The sequence below is a fragment of the Desulfogranum marinum genome, from assembly GCF_016918565.1.
Taxonomy (GTDB): Bacteria; Desulfobacterota; Desulfobulbia; order Desulfobulbales; family Desulfobulbaceae; genus Desulfogranum; species Desulfogranum marinum.
Window position 1 is genome coordinate 1 of the sequence record NZ_JAFFQD010000066.1, and the last position, 17,538, is coordinate 17,538.

At 41.2% G+C, this 17,538-nt stretch carries 9 protein-coding genes and 1 pseudogene; 4 read left to right on the top strand and 6 right to left on the bottom strand.

Annotated features, from left to right (window positions below; all coding sequences use genetic code 11):
* The first annotated feature begins 442 nt into the window (after window positions 1–442).
* Complete coding sequence (locus JWH17_RS21540; RefSeq protein WP_205224766.1) at window positions 443–1,717, top strand: Arm DNA-binding domain-containing protein; 1,275 nt, start codon at window positions 443–445, stop codon at window positions 1,715–1,717.
* 560 nt (window positions 1,718–2,277) lie between these two features.
* On the opposite strand, the gene JWH17_RS21545 is transcribed toward JWH17_RS21540, so the two are convergent.
* The 6 genes and pseudogenes from JWH17_RS21545 to JWH17_RS21575 form a co-directional block, all read right to left on the bottom strand.
* A complete protein-coding gene (locus JWH17_RS21545) occupies window positions 2,278–3,234 on the bottom strand; it encodes a hypothetical protein (protein WP_205224767.1) in 957 nt (318 codons plus the stop codon).
* 1,188 nt (window positions 3,235–4,422) lie between these two features.
* Window positions 4,423–5,625: a hypothetical protein gene (locus tag JWH17_RS21550; protein ID WP_205224768.1), complete on the bottom strand. Its 1,203-nt coding sequence runs from the start codon at window positions 5,623–5,625 to the stop codon at window positions 4,423–4,425.
* A 1-nt stretch (window position 5,626) separates the two neighbouring features.
* Window positions 5,627–6,619 (bottom strand): nucleoid-associated protein, encoded by a 993-nt coding sequence (locus tag JWH17_RS21555; RefSeq protein WP_205224769.1) that lies wholly within the window; start codon window positions 6,617–6,619, stop codon window positions 5,627–5,629.
* A gap of 347 nt (window positions 6,620–6,966) precedes the next feature.
* Window positions 6,967–9,844: pseudogene (locus JWH17_RS21560) on the bottom strand (type I restriction endonuclease subunit R).
* Complete coding sequence (locus JWH17_RS21570; RefSeq protein WP_205224772.1) at window positions 9,841–11,103, bottom strand: restriction endonuclease subunit S; 1,263 nt, start codon at window positions 11,101–11,103, stop codon at window positions 9,841–9,843. The pseudogene JWH17_RS21560 and the gene JWH17_RS21570 overlap by 4 nt, the downstream one beginning before the upstream one ends.
* Window positions 11,104–11,118: 15 nt before the next feature.
* Window positions 11,119–12,678 (bottom strand): type I restriction-modification system subunit M, encoded by a 1,560-nt coding sequence (locus JWH17_RS21575; RefSeq protein ID WP_205224773.1) that lies wholly within the window; start codon window positions 12,676–12,678, stop codon window positions 11,119–11,121.
* A gap of 505 nt (window positions 12,679–13,183) precedes the next feature.
* Between JWH17_RS21575 and JWH17_RS21580 the strand changes: the two genes are divergently transcribed.
* The 3 genes from JWH17_RS21580 to JWH17_RS21590 all read left to right on the top strand — a co-directional run bounded on the left by JWH17_RS21580 (window position 13,184) and on the right by JWH17_RS21590 (window position 17,029).
* Window positions 13,184–14,980: a GmrSD restriction endonuclease domain-containing protein gene (locus tag JWH17_RS21580; protein ID WP_205224774.1), complete on the top strand. Its 1,797-nt coding sequence runs from the start codon at window positions 13,184–13,186 to the stop codon at window positions 14,978–14,980.
* Between the two features lie 211 nt (window positions 14,981–15,191).
* Window positions 15,192–15,776: a hypothetical protein gene (locus JWH17_RS21585; RefSeq protein WP_205224775.1), complete on the top strand. Its 585-nt coding sequence runs from the start codon at window positions 15,192–15,194 to the stop codon at window positions 15,774–15,776.
* 50 nt (window positions 15,777–15,826) lie between these two features.
* The gene (locus tag JWH17_RS21590) at window positions 15,827–17,029 is read left to right on the top strand and encodes an NYN domain-containing protein (protein WP_205224776.1); all 1,203 of its coding nucleotides are present in this window, start codon (window positions 15,827–15,829) and stop codon (window positions 17,027–17,029) included.
* The last annotated feature ends 509 nt before the right edge of the window (window positions 17,030–17,538 follow it).

Below are 17,538 nucleotides of genomic sequence, written 5' to 3' on the forward strand. Positions count from 1 at the left end.
AGGAATTTTCAAATGACAAGCTGAAAAGGATAGCAAAAGTTTGCTTGCCCTATGAACCGATTGTGTTCGCTGATGCGACTGGCTGCGGCCGCCTTTGAAAAAATTGCTATTTATGGACAGACACTAGCTATTCAGACCATATACAATTACCGCACAAAGGGGGTATTTATCGAGGGGGTACACTTCTACCGTCCAAACGGAGGTAAGCTGTTATTTGATCGAGCAGCAGTTATATCATGGATTGAGAAGGGACAATCAGGCCATAAATCAAAATCCAATCGGGATATTCGCACAAGCCAAGCGTCTGAACAAAAAAAACAAGATTCCGTACCGGAAAAAAACTTGATAAACATCTAACTTCAAGTACTTTCACGACGTCACCACCTCTGGTATACTGTTAGTGCTAGCAACAGGGAGGTGGTGATATGAGTGGAGTATAGATATGACAATTATGCTAGGCGAACAAAAGAAACCAGCAACTGTACAAAGAAAAGCATCAAATATTAACAATAACAAAGAGGGGTCAGTAAGAAAAACCAACGGCAAGGTATATATCGATTTTATGTATCTCGGCCACCGGGTTCGAGAATCATCTGGCCTGCCTTGGACCACTGAAAATGCCAAGCACGTTCGCAACCAGCTTGACAAAATCATGCTGGCCATCAGGGATAACCAGTTTGAGTTCAGGAAGGTCTTCCCGAAAAGCAAAAAGATAGACTTTTTCTCAACCCTAGAAAGGAAGTGTCTTGGCCGTAGCCGTACTCCTGCTGAAGTTTTAATCAAGGATTACGCTTCGGAATGGTACGAGACGCTAAAGGCAACAGGCAGGGTAAGCGAAAGAACACTACTTGGTTACAAAAGCCAAATGCGTTTATACATTGTACCATTCTTTGGGGAACTCAACTTTGCACAAATCAATCCGGCTACACTGGATGAATTTACAATATGGGCAAAACGGCAGAAGTTCAGAAAAAAGACGGTTAGTAACAAGACCATTAATAAAAGTCTTATCCCGTTCAAGATGATCTGCAAGAACGCGGCTGTTAAATATAACTGGGGTGCTGGATACAACCCATTCTTTGGCTATAAGAAGCTACCTGAGCAGTCTAGTACCCACAAGATCGAACCTTTCTCTATTGATGAGCAAAAATGCATAATCGAAGCTCTCCCCGACCACTGGAAGCCTTACTTCCAATTTGCATTTTGGACCGGCGTGCGCCAGGGAGAACAAATTGCATTGAGGGTCGGCGATGTGGATCTTCAGAAGAAGCAGCTGAAAGTTCGTCGAGCCATGACCTTAGATGAAAATGGTAAGGCGGTTATAGGTACAACAAAGAATACTTATAGCAAGAGGGTGATCCCTTTATTAACTTCAACTGCTGAATTGCTGGAGGTTCAGGTGGGAATAAGTGAATCTAAGGGGAGTAAGTTTTTATTTTGTACTTCATCAGGATCTCAGGTCCATCGTGATAACCTTAGAGGACGAGTTTGGCGGAAGGCATTGGAGAAGGCAAAAGTGCCTTATCGCCCAATGATTCAGACTCGACACACTTTTGCAACAACTGCATTAAGCCTAGGTGAAAACCCTCTTTGGATTGCTAAGGTAATGGGGCACAGTACATCTAAAATGGTACTGGAGGTTTATGCAAAATATGTCGAAAACATGGTTGCCAATAATGATGGAAATAAACTTAATCAGCTCTATCTCCTTAACTGAAAGTAAGTAAAGGTATAAGGCGGGAAAAAGGGTTTTGGCAAAATTTTGGCAAAAAGTACCCAGAAACAAAACAAGGGGTTAAGTCAAAATGACTTAACCCCTTGGGATTACTGGCGCGCCAGGGAAGATTCGAACTCCCGACCTACGGATTCGTAGTCATAATCCTCTGAACTTCACGACCTCATCTTTTTTGGTAGTTCATTGAAATGACAGCAAAAAACGTTTTGCCGATTTTATCAGATTTTTTATCATTTTGTCCATTTTGGATAAAAAGTCTCACACTTTTCTCACACCAAAGGTTAGCTTGACCGGTCTGGAGTGCATGTTACTTTGGGATGAAATTCAATTCGTACATTGCCAGTACTCTTGCTGACACTTGTCCATGCATTTTTGATATTCGTAGGAGGTGACCGGATATATTAGGCAACCTTGGCTGCATTGATTTTTTTGAACATCACACTGTGTAGCTAAACAATACCCATACGAGAATATCAATAAAGCAGGTAACAGAAACAAAAACTTCATCATCTTTATCCTTTATGCAACAAGCTATTTAACTGTTAGTCACCGTTTTCTGACACTGAAATTCGAGGCCATATCAAAGCAAGGGTGAGGGTGTATATAATAGTCCGAGACCAATTCTCTTCGTCAGATACACCGGCTTCTGGATGCGCAATTTTATTCCTATGATTGTTTAGCATGTGCAGTGAATCCAATACTCGAACGTTATCATCTCTGCTGTTGAAAATAAGCTCCTCGTCTTTCAAGTGCTTAAGTAAATAGTAAAAACCAGGGAAAGGCTGTGAGTCACAAAAACACTCTTCCAAATGTTTTTTGAGACGTTCGTGGGTTGATGTAATGAAGGTCTGCGGTAACGTTAATAAACCTTCACTCCCTATTACATCCATGAAATCTCTTTCATTACCTGCCAAGTTACAAGCTATTGCAAAAATAGTATTTTCCAACAAACTGATGTCTTTTTTTCGGGATAATTTCAACTCCTTTGGAATCACTGACCGAGTTTTAACAACTTTAGCAGGCTTAAGATTCTCGGTAAGAATATCTTCGCTTCGTTGTTGTGACTGCTGGATTTCTTCCAGTGAATTCTGCTGACCAAATGCGTGTGATTTCAACCCCTCAATTAAACCACGAATTGCACTCATCTCACGCTGAATATTTACACCGTTATTAGGGCGAGAGGATGAAACATATTCCTCATCATAAAAATCACCATTGAACGATGACGAATACTGATTTTGCGTTTGCGGACGAGGGGGAACTTTGTTATTGGCTTTCTGGTCTGGCTTATCTATAGCGAAGGTATCTGCGTCCTGCTTGAATTCGTTTATTAACGCCTGGTATGATGGCATTGTTTTGGGACAAACCCATAGCTTCCTTAAACCATCCCACTTCCTTCCAGGTATCTTTTTTGCCCTGTCTCTGTTGTCAGCGTGGATACGAATTAAAAAATGTGAAGCGTCTTCAAAAATATTAATTGGGCCAAACTTTTCTATCACAATTATTCCTCTTCAAGCCTGGTGCTGCTTTCCTGTCTTGTCTGTTTAGTAGATAGCGTGTGTAACAGGCTTCCGACACATTGAAATACAAGCTGCCAGTCTTTTACGCCCATTTGTTACAAAATAATGACCTGACTGTAAAAAGGCGGAAAATTAAAGGAATCGTCAAAACGTTCAGGTGCATGTTACTTCGTCAGTGACCCCATGTGCCATATGTATCCACAAGGAATAATGGTGGGATAAAAGTGCCCTAAAATGGACATTTAATAGTGCGAATTACCTGTTAAACCGAATGTGCTACATCGAAGGATATGGCTTGTCCTGCTATATCAGCTGTTTAAGTTGTATCATCAGCGTAATGCGATTTCAAATTTATATTTTCACAGAAAGATCCAGCAAGGCGAGGTTTTTCCTCCAGTGAAATGGTACAGATTTGTTACTTTGCACTACCTGGAATCTTTCGAGTAGGTGCAAGGCCAAGCTGTTTTTTTCAGAGTGATGGTAAAGGAAAATCTTTTATAAAGTGAGGTGGAAGTATTGTTCGACAGGGTTGGGGCTGACCAGAGAGGTGTAGTCAAATAATAGTACCATTGTTATCAGTAGGCTGTAGTAGGTGGGGATAAAAAAGGTGACAGAACCCAATTTTAGAAGACCATTGTGAGTGGCTAACCTTACCCACAGAAGCAGGCGTGCTCATCCTTGTTTATCACTTCCAGAGAGTTTGTATTGTAATTTTTTACGTAGATCCTACTGGTCAAAACATCCCAACTATCCGCTTTTACCCCCAAGATTTTGGGGTGACTTACTTGCTGTAACGCTGCGAACAGACTTTTACAATTAAATCTGTTAATCGTTGGTGAATTACAGCCGAGCATACACAAATTTACGGAATTACGCTGTGTGTTTAACAGTGTGTGCGTTCGTCACCTATATATCTGTAATTACGTTGTTCCGACTAAACGCTTGTAATTACGTTAAAGCAGAAAAGAAGCGTGTCTTTTACGGAATTACAGCAGGTTACACTTGGTGCGTATGGTTGTAATGGCTGTGTTTTTTCGTCTATGACACAACAGTCACTGACAAGAGCGTAGCAGAAAAATCCCGAATAAATACGGGGAAATCCTACAGATATTATAAAAAAATATTGTAGTATTATGATGTTACAGCTTGAGGAAGGATGCTGTTTAATCAGCTAAAGAACTTGACAGTAAGATAGGCTTTAAGAATTTTAAGTTGAGGTAAGAAAAAAAGTGCTGTGATGGCTATGACAGCGAGCCACATCAAAGAGCCAGTAACTCTACGATAAATCCTTTGAGATCGACCACGCTCACGGAGCCCTTTATACTTGTCTTTAACTTTATCAGCGACACCAGTATGTTTTTCTTCTACGAATGCCTGCTGCCCATCTATCTCGTCAAATATAAATTTAAGCGTTCTTTTATGGTTTGAAAAGAATGTCCAAGTGAATAGTGCGAATATCCAAACACTGGCAACAATAATACCATTAGTTAGTGTCTGGATGTTATTGGTATCAATACGTGGTGCAGCAAAAATAATCGCTAAAGGAATGGCGATCATCGTTTTCTGCAGGTCAGATAAAGCAGCAGATAACTTGTCAGTTATAGAGAGAATCTTCTCCTCAAGCTCGTCAAGAATCTCATCAAGTGAGAAGTCAGAGACATATAAATTCCAGTCTTGCTCATAAATAGTTATAATTTTATGAAAATTGTCCAGCAAGTGCTTAAAATTAGAACTTTCTGACGGAGAAGAAAGAGCAGACTTGATGACCGATGACCGTAAAATCCTTATGCGTTCTTTTAACCTTGGAGCTTCAAATGTTTGTCGTAATTCATTAATTCCTGTCAGCTCTTGAATGTCAGAAGCGGAATACCTTACTGTTACAGCAACTTTTACACCATCATAAAACAGACAAGTTAGTAGTTCATCATCTGTGTCATGATGATCAGATATCATTTTAAGCAAGTTTGAAAACGCAACTGTGTCAGCGTAACTGGCTGGGATATCGGACGAATTTTCATCTATAAAATAGAGATGTTGTGGTATTCTCGTTAAGAATTTTTTGTATATCAGAAGTGCGTCTAAATTTTTTACAATTGCAAAATCATCTTTAGGGAGAGGTAGCTGAATCTCTAATGAGAGTGTTTGGCCTACGAGGTTCTCGATATTTTCTGTAGCAGTGCCTTGATCTCTTCCTCCAAGGATACAAGCAGTAACAGTACTGCAATCCATTAGGGTTTCAATGTCTCCTACATGACTGGAAGTTAAGTCCAACTCGATACTTGGATTCCGGTCCCCTTCTTCCCAATTGACCGACTGACATGCTTGAAACAAGTTGATCAGACAATTGTATTTTTGTTCTGCAAGGGGCATGTCAGGAAGCGTCTCGTAAGGCTTTCAAGATGTTTTCTGGTGGATCATTGATCATGACCCTGTTCCTTTGTTCATCAAGTGTAATACGATTTCCAAGCATGGCTGCTGGGAATTTCAGCTGTATCCCCTCACCAGTGGCTTTAATTTCTCGCAATTTAGTCAAGTGTTGCTTGTGAGGCTCGAAACCGTTTCCGACTTTGTAGTCGCCCTCGTTTAGAAATTCCAGGAATTTTTGAGGCTCTTCGTCAGATATAGTTTGGCTTAAAGAATCTAACTTTATATTATCACGCCCTTCACAGTAGTCATAAACCTTCTGCCTCAATACCTGCTTTTGCTCTGAACTGTAATTTTGTGCGGTAGCATAATCGCTTACTGCACGAATCAGTTCTTGAGTTTGATGGGCCGAGTTAGCAAATTCATCACATCCAATAGCTTTTAGAAAATACTGTGGTGTCGTTTCTGTGCCTCGGCCTTTAATAAAAGTAATGTATTGTTCTGTTGGATTATTCTGCCACTTGGCAATGTCAATCTGACAACCTGTGTGCAACTTATCCATCTCCAGGTGTTTGGCTTCATCAATATCAAGAGTATCGGTAATTACGCATCCAATTGTTTGACGCAAAACAGTAATAAAAACAAAGCTTTCCTCTTCCTCCTTATAGGAAATAAACAGGACATAACCACCTCGTGCCAAGTTTTCTGTTGAAATACGATCTTTAAGGATGTTTAAGCTGGTTAGGGTGAAATCTATGAATGATTGTCCAGTTCCTTCATCAAGAAAATTATTTAGATGAGTGCTAAACCTGAACGTCTCTGTATCGGTGTCAAACCTTCCGAATCCTTTGGTCGCCTTTTTTTTATACAGTCCGTGAAGACTTTGGAATAAATTACTCAAGCTCTCTGATTCGCCTAAAAGAGCCTGCCGAGGATTAACGGTTGGTGCCAGACCGACCTCTTTTCGAAGGTCATGTACGATTGCGTATTCTAATTCCATTGTATCCGTTTCATATGTGAATTAGCATAGCATAAGCTGGACTCTTTCATGAAGAGTCCAACTCATATCTATTTTGTATAAAGAATCAGCTTACTCGACAGTCTAATCGTAGAATAGTAGCTCTCCCTTTCGAGAAGCACAATCAAAAATATCTGTAATTACCACAAGGTAGCAGCTGCTCTGCAGATTAAGACGGTTGTACAGAGCCAGTATCCTATTTGAGAAGGTACTACTGGGCTTATCAAAAAATGGGAAGGGGATTAAGGTAGTGGGGGTAGGCCAGACTTTCCCTGCCTGACATTATCCAGAACACAAGTGTCAAGAGGTAGCAGGGGCAGTATTATTTATCAAGCCACCATCTGATCAACAAACACCTGTACAAACTTCTTCATTTTATCCAGTATCCGAGTACCAATAATCTTGGCTTGTAAAACACTGGGTCTGTTAGCGAGGCACTTAAACACATCATTTCTTAACGGCTCTTGTTCGCTGAAGATGTACGTGTCTATTAGTGCCTGGAACTGTTGCTGGTCCAAGTTCTCTTCTTTACAGATTTTACCCAGCGCCAGTACCTTTTCATCCTGCCAGAATCTTTCAAACTCATCGGGTATGTTGTCGGCATCATGTATCTTGGGGAGGTGTTCATCTATAAACTTCTCTATCAACTCCCGCTTACTACGCAGCTTAACTTCTCCCGCCAACAGATCTACAATTGCTTTTCTCTGCCTGTAGAAATCTTTCTCGTCAGCCTGCTGTAGTTTGGCTATCAGACGTAAAATGTAGGCTACGTTGATTTCATCACGGTGGATAAGTTCCAGCTCAAAATCGACATCATTTAATATGGAATCTTTTTCCTTCTGATGATCCCCTTTAACTTTATCGTAGAGGTCCAGGTACTTTGACTTGTAATCTTCAAAGGCCTGCTGGGTCATTGGCAGGTCTGACCATGAGAAATCAGTAAAGGAGGTGAGGACGTTTTTAACCCGCATCAGTTCTCTAAAGGCCTGTATAAAGGCCAGCTCATCTTCTTCACTTGCAAGGTCATTCACGCTGCCTACAGTCGGCGCTATAATCAGTAACTTGGCGAATGCCTCACTGAATTTACGGACTATCTCTTCATACGGGGGCAGCAGTATCTCTTCCTTGGCCTCGATATTGGAGAAGAGGGCTATGGCATCATCGGTAGCTTGTTTTAAGTTCCTGAAGCACAGGATGTTACCGTGGGACTTCTGCTCGCTGATAATGCGATTGGTGCGGGAGAAGGCCTGAATTAAACCGTGGTGTTTGAGGTTTTTATCTACGTACAGCGTATTGACCTTCTTGGCGTCAAAGCCGGTAAGGAACATCCCCACAACCAGTAGGATATCCAGCCTGTCTTTATCAGGGTAGCCTTCCTTTTCTCTGTCTTTAAAACGTTTAGATACATCCTGGAAATAGTTCTGAAACTGTTTGCTGTCCTTGGTGGTGAAGCTGGTGTTATACATTCGGTTGTAATCACCAATAAACTCTTCCAATTTATCACGGCTATGGCTGGATCTATATTCAGCAACCGGCTCTGCCGCCTCACTCATTACGTAATCATCAGCGGGCAATAAGCCGTTAGCATCAGGGTCTTCTTCATTGGCACCATAGGTAAAGATGGTAGCAATCCGTAAATCGTTTGAATTCGCCTCTATTTTGGCCTTAAACAGATCATAGTAGGTAATAAGGCTTGGGATGCTGCTTACAGCAAACAGAGCGGAATATGCGCGATTGTGGGTCTTCTGGTCATGCCGCTGAATAATATAATCAACTATTTTTTCAAGCCGGTCAGGCGAATCCAGTACCTCTCTGGTGTCTATGGCTTCAACATCAATATCTATTTCTGTGTTCCCCTTCTTCCTATACCTACCCAGGTATTCGATGCTGAAGGGAAGTACGTTCTGGTCACGGATAGCATCGGTAATGACGTATTTGTGGAGGCAGTCACCAAAGAGATCCTTGGTAGTCCTTTTACCCATCTCATTCTTCTGGGCGTTGTCGGCGAATATGGGGGTACCGGTAAAGCCGAAGAGTTGCAGGTTGGTAAAGAAATCTGTTATCTCTTTGTGCGTCTTACCAAACTGGCTGCGATGGCACTCATCAAAGATGAAGACCATTTTTTCATCTTTCAGGTGGGCGATATCTTTTGTGTAGCGCGCCTTGGTAATCGCGTTGTTCAGCTTCTGGATGGTGGTGACTATAAGTTTGGTATCATCAGCGAATTGCTTTACCAATGATCGTGTGTTGTTGGTGACATCCACACTGTCCTTTTTGAAGCTGTTGAACTCCTTCATTGTTTGGTAATCCAGGTCTTTCCGATCCACGACAAAGACAACCTTACGCACCTCCGGCATATCCATAATTATCTGGCTGGCTTTGAAGGATGTAAGCGTTTTCCCGCTGCCGGTGGTGTGCCAGATATAACCGTTACCTTTGCTGCCTTTGACAGCATCAATGATGGCTTCAGTGGCATAGTACTGGTAAGGGCGGAGTACCATCAGGATCTTCAGGGTTTCGTTGGCCACCACATAGTTGGCTATCATTCTGCCCAAGTGCTTGGTGACCAGGAAAGAGGCGGTGAAGTCTTTCAGGCCGGTGATGTTGCGATTAAGGGTATCTGCCCAATAAAAGGTCTGCTTAAAGGATTGTCGCCTGTTGTTGGCGTAGTACTTGGTATTGACGCCGTTGCTGATGACAAATACCTGTACGTACTGGAACAGGCCGGTATTAACCCAGAAGGAGTGTCGCTGGTAGCGGTTTATCTGATTGAAGGCTTCTTTGAGTTCCAGGCCTCTGCGCTTAAGCTCTACCTGTACCAGTGGGATACCATTGACCAGTAGGGGTGACATCATAGCGGTTTTTATAGACGCCCTTGACTGTTACCTGATTGGTGACCTGGTACAGGTTCTGCGTAACATCTTCACTGTTAAAAAAGCGGACATAGAAGCTGTCACCGTTATCCCTGTTAAGCTGGAAGCGATCACGCAGGGTTTTAGACTTTTGGAAGACATTACCCTTGGCGAGGTGGTTTTGTATGGCTGCGAATTCTTTATCCGAAAAACTGGTGTTGTTGAACTTTCCCAACTGACCTTTGAGGTTGGCGAGGAGAGACTCCTCATCGTGGATTGGGGTGTGCTGGTACCCCAGCCCTGCGAGTTGGCTGATAAGTTCCTGTTCCAGTTTGGCTTCGGATTGTGTGCTCATACGAACATTTTCTGCAGGAGACCTTTTTTGAAGTTTTGGGTTTCAGAAAGTTGGGTTTGTACTGTGCTTATTTTGGTATCAATTGAGGACAGGAAGTCGGCTATTTTTTGCTGCTCTTCAACCACTGGTAATCGCACATTTATTTTCTTTAACGATGTCTGATTTATGCTTGCTTGATTAACAGCTCGATTACATATCGTTTCAAAATGATTTTTATATTTATTGCTGCTTAAGACATAAAAACAGTAAGTTGAATCGGCGACATCTTGATTTAACCTTATGTTAAGCAAATTCATCCCGTGGTATAAGTTGTAATCTAAATCCACCCTAACAACTTTGCCAATATGGGCTACACTGTTTATATTGCTAAAAAGTAAATCCCCTATTAGTAATTTATAGGCTGAAAGGTCTTTACTGGTTTTGACATATCCAACACGATTTATATCAATTTTGTTTGAAGATATAGTTTCTATCCGTGTTACTTTTACACCTTGTCGTTCGTTATTTTGGTCAAAACTGATACCATTTCTAATAAAATCTACGAACTCTCCTAACTTCTTCTCTTCCCAATCAGGATAATTCTGCCCGTTATCATCCTTAAAACGGATCTCCTGTGAGAATATCTTCTGGATCACCCCTTTTTTGTACTGCTCCAGTAGTTCCTTTTTACAGGTAAGCTGCTCTATCTTTTTATCTACAGCAGAGAGGAAGGAGGCTATTTTTTGTTGTTCTGGGAGAGTGGGAATTATGAGTTTGAATTTTGAGGTAGCACCAATACCGAAAAAATTCATCGCACTTCCACTGTCTTGCGACCTTATTTGCTTAACGACAGAGAATGATACCATTATATTTTTTAGGAATAACGGTGTGATAGATTTATGGTCACTTCGGAGTAACGTTAGTTGGGGCCCTATATTTCCATTACTGACGCGAGAATCAACAAAACCGATTACCCCAACATTAGCCCCCCGATTTGTAAATAAAACATCATTTAGCTGCAAGTGAGCTTTTTTTAACTGGCTATGTTTTTCAGGCGAAATGTAATCTACTTTCCCCTCTGTAAGAGAGCCGTCAGGATTAATAGCTTTCGAGGTTAAAAATGGAACTCCATTTTCTAAAAATTCATTTGCTTTGGGATAATCACCGCCATAGTTACCATCCTGAATTTTATCGCAAACTTTTTTTAGATCAGTTTGTATCCAATCTTCAGTAAATCCTGAAAACCGCAACTCTGGGACATTCTTCATTTCTTTCTTCATCAACATCATCACACCCTAAAAAGGAGTATCTATACCCAGTTGTTCGCAGTAGTCAGCGATAGAGGCGTCGGTTTTCTGTATATCCTTGTCCAGACCTTTGAGTTCAGCAGACACCACAGATAAATCAACAGGTTCTTCCTCCTCAAAGGTATCCACATATCTTGGAATATTCAGGTTGTAGTCGTTTTCTTTGACATCATCCAAGGCAGCAACATACGAGTACTTATCCTGCGTAGTACGCTCTCTGTACGTGCCTACAATCTTGTCGATATCTTCAGGTCGGAGATAGTTCTGATTCTTCGCCTTCTCAAAGTGCTGGCTGGCATCAATAAAAAGTATGTTATCAGCATTCTCACGTTGCTTCTTCAGTACCAGAATACAGGTAGGGATGGATGTGCCATAAAAAATGTTGGCAGGGAGCCCAATAACAGCGTCCAGGTAGTTGCGATCAGCAATCAGGTACTTACGGATATGTCCTTCAGCAGCACCACGGAACAGGACACCGTGGGGCAGTACTACAGCCATTGTGCCATTATCGTCGAGTTGATGAACCATATGCTGGACAAAAGCAAAATCAGCCTTGGACTTTGGTGCCAGCTTTCCATAGTTAGAATACCGGTCATCACTCATAAACAGAGGACTTGCTGACCACTTGGCAGAAAAGGGAGGATTGGCGACTACAGCCTCAAAACGGTCTTCAATGTGTTGGGGCCGCTCCAGGGTATCTTCATTCTTTATGTCGAATCTACGGTAATGGACACCGTGCATAATCATATTCATTCGACACAGGTTATAGGTGCTTGGGTTACTCTCCTGTCCATAAAAGCCACCTACATCATCAACTTCTTTAGACACCCGCAACAGTAGAGATCCAGAGCCACAGGTGGGGTCATACACACTCTTCAGTCGAGTTTTACCGGTGGTTACAATCTTGGCGAGGATCATGCTCACTTGTTGTGGGGTATAGAACTCTCCAGCCTTTTTACCGGCACCAGAAGCAAACTGCCCGATGAGATATTCATAGGCGTCACCCAGTACATCACTTTCAGTATCCTGTAGCTTAAAGTCGATGGCATCCAGGTGGGTGAGTACCTTTACTATCAGCTCGTTTTTATCAGTTTCAGATTTCCCGAGCTTGCTGGAGGTGAGATCCAGATCTTCAAACAGATGATCAAAATCTTCTTCACTCTCTGTACCCATTGTAGATTGGGCTATGCTGTTCAGTACCTTGCTTAAATCATCGAGGATAAACTTGGCCTTACCATCACCGTTACCCCGCTTGGCCATCTCACAGAACAGTTCTGAAGGTTTGAGGAAGTATCCGAGTTCTTCCACAGTCTCTTCTTTAATGGCGGCGAGGTATTCCTTACCAGTATCAGAGTCTTCATCAATGGCGCTATATTGAAGCCCATCAGGTGTGAGCAGTTCATCGGCATACAGGTTCATTGCTTCGGAGAGGTATTTGTAAAAGATGAAGCCAAGTATATAATCCCTGAAATCATCAGCACCCATCTTACCGCGCAGGGTATTGGCTATATTCCAGAGCTGCTGTTCCAATTTCTGTTTATCTGTCATCGTTACCTTTCAGGCTGTGTATGTGACCAGTGAAAGCGCCACGTAGTATAAATAAAATAGTAGTAATAATATAGATAGGTTGAGTGTTTAAAGTAGCCTCACCTGTATATAACAAGAAAGTCTTTATCTCTTCATCCATTGGCTACCCATCTCAACAGCTGCTCACAGTAGTGCGATGGTGGAAGGAAAGCAACAAAACAGTAAAAATAATGAAGGGTGATTCAGGTGTTGTTGTGAATAATTTCTAATAGTTAGTGTGCCTGATTTGACTTTGGTGTCTGACAAGATATACACTACTTTATATTTTTTTATACTATCCAGATCCAAGGTTACCACAAAGTGGCTACCCCCCCTGACCTTCAACTAAAAATAATCTCACGATATGGCAGCAGTATTCGGCTCAAAAAATAGGGATTAATCATTAGTTCTTGGTGGGCTGACAAAGTACCGGTTTCTAATATCATGGCCACAAGCTATTTGAGCTGAATCAACTTCAAGGACACCCATGACTATCCAACGCTATTCTGTAAATCAACATCCAATTCAAACCTTACTGACCTGGATAAATTCAGGAGAAATAGCCATACCAGAAATCCAGCGACCTTTTGTGTGGAATGCAGCAAAGGTTCGTGACCTTATCGACTCTCTGTATTCAGGGTATCCTATAGGTTATCTCATAGCTTGGCGCAATCCATCCGTAAAACTTAAAGATGGTAGTTCATCAGATGGAAAGCGTGTCCTTATTGATGGGCAGCAAAGGGTAACTGCGCTCATGGCTGCTCTACTTGGCCAACGGGTCATAGACAAAAATTACAAAAGGGTAACAGTCACCATAGCCTTCCACCCGCAAGATCGTCGTTTTGAGGTTGCAAATCCTGCTATACGTAAAGACAAGGCATGGATATCCAACATTGCGGATGTCCTATCTCCTGATGTTAAGATGATTGGTCTCGTCGGTGAATATTGTGCTAAAAATGAAGGTACAGATCAGGATGACATATACAACTCTATAGAATTGTTAAGAGGGATTGTAAATAATCACATAGGTCTCATAGAGTTAAATTCAGAGCTTGATATTCAAACAGTTACGGAAATATTTATTCGGATTAACTCACAAGGGGCAGTTCTTAATCAGGCTGATTTTGCTATGTCTAAAATAGCAGCCAATGAATTATACAATGGTAATAAACTCCGTAAATGTATTGATTACTTTTGTCACCTTGCGGTAGCACCTGAATTTTATCAGCAGTTGGCTGATTTAGACCAAGATTTTGCGAAGACACCATACTTCCAGAAGATGTCTTGGCTTAAAAATGAGAATGATGATTTATATGACCCTTCATACACTGACATGCTGCGGGTAGCTTTCACCTCAGAGTTTAAGCGTGGTCGGTTAGAGGATCTTGTTGCACTGCTATCCGGACGAAATTTCAAAACCAGGGAATATGAAGAGAGTATAGCTGAGGACTCCTTTAAAACGCTCGACAAGGGCATATTTAACTTCATGAATGAGACGAATTTCAAGCGGTTTGTAATGATCTTACGATCCGCAGGCTTTGTGGAAGCATCCATGATTCGTTCTCAGAATGTTATCAACTTCGCCTATATTGTCTATCTCGTCTTACGTAAAAATAATGTTGAACAGGATAAAATTGAATCGTTAGTTCGCCGGTGGTTCGTCATGTCAATGCTAACTGGACGATACTCAGCTTCCCCAGAATCAGCCTTTGATTTTGACATTAGAAGGATTCATGAGAATGGCATTGAACCATACCTGATGGATGTCGAAAAAGCTGAGCTGTCTGATTCTTTCTGGGAGGCAGGGTTGCCCCAGCAAATGCATACTTCCGTGGCAAGCAGCCCCTTTTTCAAGGTGTTCTTAGCGTCCCAAGCGTACTGCAACAATAAAGGCTTTTTGTCTAAGGATATCACTGTTCGAGACTTGATAACTCACAGGGGAGATGTCCATCATCTTTTCCCAAGAAATTACTTAAAAGGATTTGGGCTGACCAGGGGCAAATACAACCAGATTGCTAATTATGTAATGATGCAGAGTGAAATCAATATAGCTATCAAGGATAGGGCACCAAACGTATATTTTTCTGAACTAGCGGAACAGTGCCAAGACGGGAATTCCGTTTATGGTGGAATAGTTGATACACAAGACTTGCAAGATAACTTTACGATGCACTGCATTCCTGCAGGGATGGAAGATAAGGACATTGATGACTATGAAGATTTTCTTAAACAACGCCGTAAGCTAATGGCGCTGAAGATACGGGACTATTATAAAATGCTATAAATTGTTTTTATGGTATGGCGCACTACCCTACTTTCAGTGCTCAAGGGCGGCTTGGCCTGGCCATCATAGGGAGAGGAGAAGGTTGCAATGTAATGTGGGTATTGTACTGTAAATGGTAAGGAAAGGAGTCCCGATCGCTGTGTTTGGATAACTTTTACCACGAAAGGCCTTGCTGCATATAAAACGTAAGCCCCAAATCTAAAAAGAAAACATGATTCATTTACAACAAAGCAATCAATCTGTCGAAACTACCAGAAAAAAAGCCTTACAGATTATGCAAAAAGGCATGGTCTCCTACTGTCTAGCAAGTAAAGGTTGGGATGTCTCAGATCATTTTGGTGACGGTTATGATCTCTTATGTATAAAAAAACAAAATGAACCAATTGTAGTGCAGGTTGAATTAAAAGGGATCGACATCTCGTCGTACTCAGAATCAATATCAAGTTTTTCGCAGAGTATATCTGCAAACGAGATAGCCACGGCTTCCCACTTGGTTGTTAGTATATACGACCATATCACCCCATTAGGACACTACATAATGACATTGAGCCAGCTCTTTGAAAAAATAAAAGCAAAGGGTACAGCCAAATATTCAAAATACAAAGATTTTCAACAATATAGACAAACAGCTACAGAAGTGGCTTTTAAAAAAGCTACAAGGAAAAAGGGACAGGATAACCTTCCAAGTAGAATGAGCATTGATATAGGTTGTGGGTTTAAAAAGTATCAGGAAGGAGGGTATGAACTAGAAGAATATAAGGGTTGTTGGAGTAATCTTGAAAAAGAAAATATATGAGTACTGTAGCCAAAAAAGCAGATCGTTCAATTACCTAAAATAACAGAATTGTGAAAGTAGAATCAGAAAATATTGGCATTTTTTTAGACGTTGAAAACCTGACAAAATGGATAAGAGAGGGTGGCCCTGAACAATTATTGGATGAAATAAATACAATTGGGCATCCTATCGTCCGGCGTGCGTATGGCAATTGGACTTCTAACGGCATTGTAAATTACCAAGCTACTCTAAATCGTCTTGGCTTCGAATTGATCCATACTTACCATCCAGTATCTGGCAAAAATTCGGCTGATATCCAAATGACTGTAGATGCTATCGAGTATGCATGGAACCTAAAAAATATATCATGGTTTGTTTTGGCAACAGGCGATTCAGACTTCAGCCCTCTTTTTCGCAGACTTAGAGAAATGGGGAAAGGGGTGATTGGAGTTGGTCCTCGTTCGACCCTCAGTGAGACAGTAAAAACATCATGCTCTAGGTTTATATATACTGAGTCGGTTACACAGAAGGGTGACGCTGCTGTTCAGTCAGCATATGAAGATGCAGTTGATATCGCTGTAAAAGTACTCTCCAGTTTCGGAAATAATATCCATCTCTCTACTTTGAAGGCCAAAATATTAAATATTGATAGTGCTTTTGATGAAAAACAACTTGGATTCACTTCCTTCTCGGCATTTATAGAATCAATAGACAATGTGATTCTGTCAAAGAAAAGCACGATGTGTCAGTTGCAACTACCCAAAAAAACAGAACAAAAACTAACTAAATCTAGCAGCAATAAACAAAAACCTGATCTTGCCAATGCATATATGACAATGCTCAGGAAAATGAATTGGCGAATCCTTCCAAAAGAAGATTTGATAAAAATTTTCGAGCAAATCGTTCAGAATAAAACATTAACAAAAGAGAAGTTAATCGAAAATATTTTAGATAAAATCGGAAATGACATAACTCCTACAGACGCAAGAAAAGCATTTACCATATTAATAAAATCAAACATTCTCAAAAGATTAGGCATTGAACCTACAACCAATGAAATGCTTTGGGGGGTAGAAAATAGTCCTCTTACTACGTCGCAAATGCTCATAGCAAGAGATATAGCGATTGTTTCAAGGATTTATAATGCTTGCAAGGAAGAGAAAATACCTTTTGACAAAAATACTATCGCAAAATTACTTTATTCTTCAGGGACTAGTAATAATGTAGATGCTATAATTAGATCAGCATCTGAAACATCACAAGAAATAACATAAAAAACCGAACAATTTTCACCATCTGGTCCTTCCTTAACGATTTCCTCTACTCTCTTTTCTCTGGTATGAGTAGTTGTATTTGCGAGTACTTGGATAGCGACTGTTTCTGCATTGAACATTTTCCTGACAAATCCCCCTCCCCATTGATATTGAAAGAATCCCTCACTTTTAGTAACACATCAAACAAGAGAGGATGAAGTCATGCTGTTTTATACCCTGTAAAATTACAGCTCATACAACTAGATAATAAAGTCAAGGGCATGAAAAGAGTTTCCGCTAATACGGAGACCTGCTGTTATGCAGACCTATATAAAAACTAGTTAAGGCCAACTATCTGAGCCGGCTTTAAACTTAGAGGAGAAGCTAATGAACACAACTCGACTGGGTAGCTTGGTACTTGCTGGCGTTGCGGCAGTGGCAGTCGGTAGCGCCCTATATTTGAGCTTGCAACCGGCGGACTTGCTCAAGTATCAGCAAGAGTGGGTAAAGGCGTTGCTCCAGGCAGGCTT